The sequence below is a fragment of the Microbacterium indicum DSM 19969 genome (assembly GCF_000422385.1).
Classification (GTDB): domain Bacteria; phylum Actinomycetota; class Actinomycetes; order Actinomycetales; family Microbacteriaceae; genus Microbacterium; species Microbacterium indicum.
In genome coordinates, this window is the sequence record NZ_AULR01000028.1 from 1 (window position 1) to 4,037 (window position 4,037).

The following is a 4,037-nucleotide window of genomic DNA, read 5'->3' on the forward strand; positions in this document are numbered from 1 at the left end:
TCACGAACTCAGACTCTCAGCGCGCTGCCGATCTATTTGTCAGACACGCCCTAAGCCTTACCCGCGCGAATCTCGTGACGACGTTGTCCGCGTCGCTGAGAACCGCGAGCCCGGTGTCCCGTTGCGTCAGGTCGCGGTGGACTTCGGGATCAGTGAGACGTGTCTGCAGAACTGGATGTGACAGGCCGCTGTCGAGGCGGGTGCGAAGCCCGGAACGACGGCGGCGGAGAGCGCCGAGGCCCGTGAACTGCGTAAACGGGCCCGGTTGCTGGAGCAGGAGAACGAGGCGCTGTGGCGGGCGGCGGCGTATTTCGCGCAGGCGCATCTGCCGGGAAAATGCGTTACCCGCTCGTGCAAGAGCTCGCCGCTTCGGGGGTCCCCGTGGTGGTGTCGTGCCGGGTCTTGAAGCTCTCCCGTCAGCCCTATTACCGGTGGCTCGCGAACCCGGTTACCGGTCGTGAGTTGGAGGAGGCGTATCGGGCGAACGCGCTGTTCGACGCGCACCGCGACGACCCCGAGTTCGGCCACCGGCTCCTCGCCGACGAAGCCCGTGCAGCTGGAGAGCCGATGTTGGATCGGACGGCGTGGCGGATCACGTCGGCGAACGGGTGGTGGTCTGTGTTCGGGAAGAAGCGCGGCCGCAACGGCAAGAAGCCAGGCCCTGCGGTGCACGACGATCTCTGCGTGGTCACGGACGAGGAGGGCCGGTCTCGTCATGTGTTCGCCGCTTCGAGACCGAACGAGCTGTGGTTGACGGACATCACTGAACACTGGACGGGTGACGGCAAGCTCTACCTTTGCGCGATCACGGACGTCTTCTCGGGCAAGAGCGTCGGGTACTCCATCAGCGACAGGATGAAGTCATCTCTAGCCGTCCAAGCGCTCGAGAACGCGGTCGCGATGCGCGGCGACGTCGCCGGCTGCGTGGTGCACTCGGACCGCGGATCTCGATTTCGAAGCCGCAAGTTCCGTCGCGCGTTGACTTGTCACCGGCTGGTCGTACCGATGGACAGAATCGCGTCCTGCGGCGACAACGCCGCGATGGAATCGTTCTTCGGCCTGTTGCAGAAGAACGTCCTCAACCGCCGCTCTTGGACCACCAGAGAAGAGCTGCGCATCTCGATCGTGACCTGGATCGAACGGACCTACCACCGGCGACGCCGGCAACCCCGCCTGGGCCGTTTGACACCCGTCGAGTTCGAGATCATTATGACCAAGAACCTGGCCCTCGCGGCCTTACCAAAACTGTCACCTGTTCCTACAGCAGACCCGCAGGGTCGCTACGTCAGTGGTGGTAGAGCTCGAACGTTGCCTCGCACCACCCTTGGCCAGCAAGTCCGGACTTCTGAGTGGCCGTGACCCACCGCTCACGAGGCCGGGTCGTCAAGCTGTAGCCACCCGCGGGAACAGCCGTGATCGTGACGTAGCCGGTCTCCTGCCCCCAATACTTCGTGAGCGTCTTCGTCGCAACGAGGATCGAGTTCGCGCCCGCCCGCCGATACAAGCCGATCTCGTACGTCACGTGGTGGAACGGTTGGGTAACTGGGTCCCCGGATACGGGATTCTTCACGGACATGGATATATCCGTGATGTTGACTTTGACGTTCCCTTGTGCGAATGTTCGCTGCTTGGCCCAGGTGACGCGGGTGTCCTTCCCGTCGAACACTGCGGATTGCCCCGCGTTCACTATCTCCGTGACCATGCTGCATCCTCTCCGTTGAATCGGTGACCCGGTGCTGCGCGACTGCAGTGCAGGCGATCACAGCATACGGGAGTCCTCCAGGCTGTGGAATAGGACATATTTCTCCTGCTGAGCTTTCTCGTGGGGCGCTCGCATTTCACCCACAGGCCTCGGCTAAGGGCGCAACACAAGGACGTCACCGGGCTGAACATCCCATCCGCTGGTGTCGTTGTATGCCTTGAATGAGTATCTGTCGATGCAGAACCGCGTGGCAATGGCATCGACCGCGTCCCCCGGTTGCACCGTGTAGGAGACGATCTCCCCGGCGTCGTTCAGTGTCGGCTCGCCGGCCGCCAGATCGCGCGGTCCGCTGTCGGTGATCTCCCCCACGAGTTCTGCGGCGTCGACCTCTTCCGTGTTGTTCCCGAACCCCGGGAAGTTGATCCAGGCTGCGGCCACGTGCACGCAATCAGGGGTCGGGGTCGGGGTCGGCATTCGGGTCGCCGTAGACTCCGTGGTCGCCGTCGTGGTGGGCGGTGCGGGGCTTTCTGGCACGGTTGTCGACTGCACTTCCGGGGACCCGGTACATGCGGACAACACAAGAACAGCGAGCATAGGCAATGCTGCTGCGGTGATCTTCATACGAGGAGACATGCGTCGATATTGCTTCCTTCCCGCCGCGAATCGCAACCACACCACGATCGACAGACGCACCCCTGTTCATACAACTACCGCCGGAGCGTGCACGATCAGTGCGCCTGTGGTGCTGCCTGGCTCGACCAGGCAGGCCGTCGGCAGGTTCTTCCGCGTCATGATGCATGCTTCTTCCATCGTGCGTGCGCGCGTCCCCACGGCCAGCCCACGAGAACACCGATCTTGTCCAGTTCGCGACGTCGTGCTCGAACGAAGCGGGCCATCATCGGGGTGAAGACGGGAGCGAACATGCCGCACGCCAGGGCGCTCGGGGGTGACTGCACGACTCCGAGCAGCGCTGCGATCAGGAGGACCAGACCACTCCCCATGCCGCCCACCAGGCGCGCAGCAGCGACCCTCGATCAGCGGCGAGCAGCTCTCGGCGCGGTCGCCGATCTGAATCGGCCTGGGTTTCGTTCCGATCTTGACCAAGGACGGAAGTGATGCCGACGAAGTATGATGCCGAGTTCCGCACTCGTGCGCTGCGGATGCTCGAGGAAGCCCGTCCCGATCACCCGAATCGGATGACCGCGGTCCGCCATGTCGCCGGCCCGCTCGGTATGAGCGCCGAGACGTTGCGGACGTGGCCCCACCGCGAGATCGTCGGCGGCAGCCCTGCCGCGACCGCGGGCGAGGTGATCGAGGAGAACACTCGTGTGAGTCGTGAGTTCGCGGAGTTGCGGAAGCCGAACGAGATCCTCGAAGCCGCGTCCGTGTCTCTCGCGAAGGAGCCCGACCGGCCCTCGACGCGATGACCCGGTCCATCGATTTGAACCATGATCGTCTCGAGGTCGAGCTCATCTGCCGCATCCGGCGGGGCGCGGTCAAGAGAGCCCTCACCTCCCGCGGATACCGCGCCGCGAAGACGCGCGTCGCCTCGGCCCGGCAGCTGCGAGACGAGCTCCTGATCCCTGAGATCCCGCGTCTGCACACGGAGAACTACGGCGTCTATGGCCGCCGGAAGATGCACGTCCTGCTGCAACGACAGGGATGGGCGATCGGCCGGGACCAGACCGAACGGCTGATGAAGCTCGCCGGAGTGACCGGTGTGAACCGCTCGGCGAAGACGTTCACGACGCGCGCCGACCCGGCCGGCTCCCGACCCTCGGATCTCGTGCAGCGTCGTTTCACCGCGGACGCGCCACGGCACCTTTGGGCGGCGGACATCACCTGAGTCGCCTCCACGCTCAAAGCCGACGTGCTGCCGCTGCAGGCGCTGAACATGGCCGCCTGGGACGCGGACGAGCCTCTGGACGGGCTCACGCATCACTCGGATGACGGATCACGGATCGTCGAGCTCGACGCGACGCCCTCGACAGGAACAGTCGGCGACTCGTATGACGATGCTCTCGCCAAGGCCGTGAACGCGCTCTGCAAGACCGAGCTGATCCGTCGGCAAGGGCCCTGGCGGACCGTTGAGCAGGTCGAACTGGCCACGCTCGAGTACGTGTGCTGGTGGAACAACGAGCGCCTCCACGGCGAACTCGACATGCGGACCCCCGGGGAAGTTGAGGCCGCGTACTACGCTGACCACGAATCCCCCCGGCAACCGCCGGACAGGACTAGCAGTGTGATGTATCAGGACTTCGGTGACGGAAGCGCATCAGCAGATCGGTGACGCTTCATGTGTCAAGACGTCGGTGACGGTTCCGGTGGCGGGGTC

General features: G+C 64.5%; 4 protein-coding genes and 1 pseudogene. 4 read left to right on the top strand and 1 reads right to left on the bottom strand.

Annotated elements, in window-relative coordinates; all coding sequences use genetic code 11:
• Positions 1 to 34: 34 nt before the first annotated feature.
• Positions 35 to 1,233: pseudogene (locus H576_RS15775) on the top strand (IS3 family transposase); the annotation flags it as partial.
• A 622-nt stretch (positions 1,234 to 1,855) separates the two neighbouring features.
• Here the strand turns inward: H576_RS15775 and H576_RS0112320 are convergent.
• Positions 1,856 to 2,140: a LysM peptidoglycan-binding domain-containing protein gene (locus H576_RS0112320; protein ID WP_156888229.1), complete on the bottom strand. Its 285-nt coding sequence runs from the start codon at positions 2,138 to 2,140 to the stop codon at positions 1,856 to 1,858.
• A 677-nt stretch (positions 2,141 to 2,817) separates the two neighbouring features.
• Between H576_RS0112320 and H576_RS17390 the strand changes: the two genes are divergently transcribed.
• From H576_RS17390 to H576_RS17400, 3 genes are read left to right on the top strand one after another with little or no spacing between them, the layout of a single operon-like run.
• Positions 2,818 to 3,129, top strand: a complete 312-nt coding sequence (locus H576_RS17390) for a hypothetical protein (protein ID WP_029151177.1) — start codon at positions 2,818 to 2,820, stop codon at positions 3,127 to 3,129.
• Entirely contained in the window at positions 3,126 to 3,548 is a 423-nt protein-coding gene (locus H576_RS17395; protein WP_084502728.1) for an IS3 family transposase, read from the top strand. The genes H576_RS17390 and H576_RS17395 overlap by 4 nt, the downstream gene beginning before the upstream one ends.
• 24 nt (positions 3,549 to 3,572) lie before the next feature.
• On the top strand, positions 3,573 to 3,992 hold the full coding sequence (locus H576_RS17400) for an IS3 family transposase (protein WP_084502729.1): 420 nt from the start codon (positions 3,573 to 3,575) through the stop codon (positions 3,990 to 3,992).
• Positions 3,993 to 4,037 lie beyond the last annotated feature (45 nt).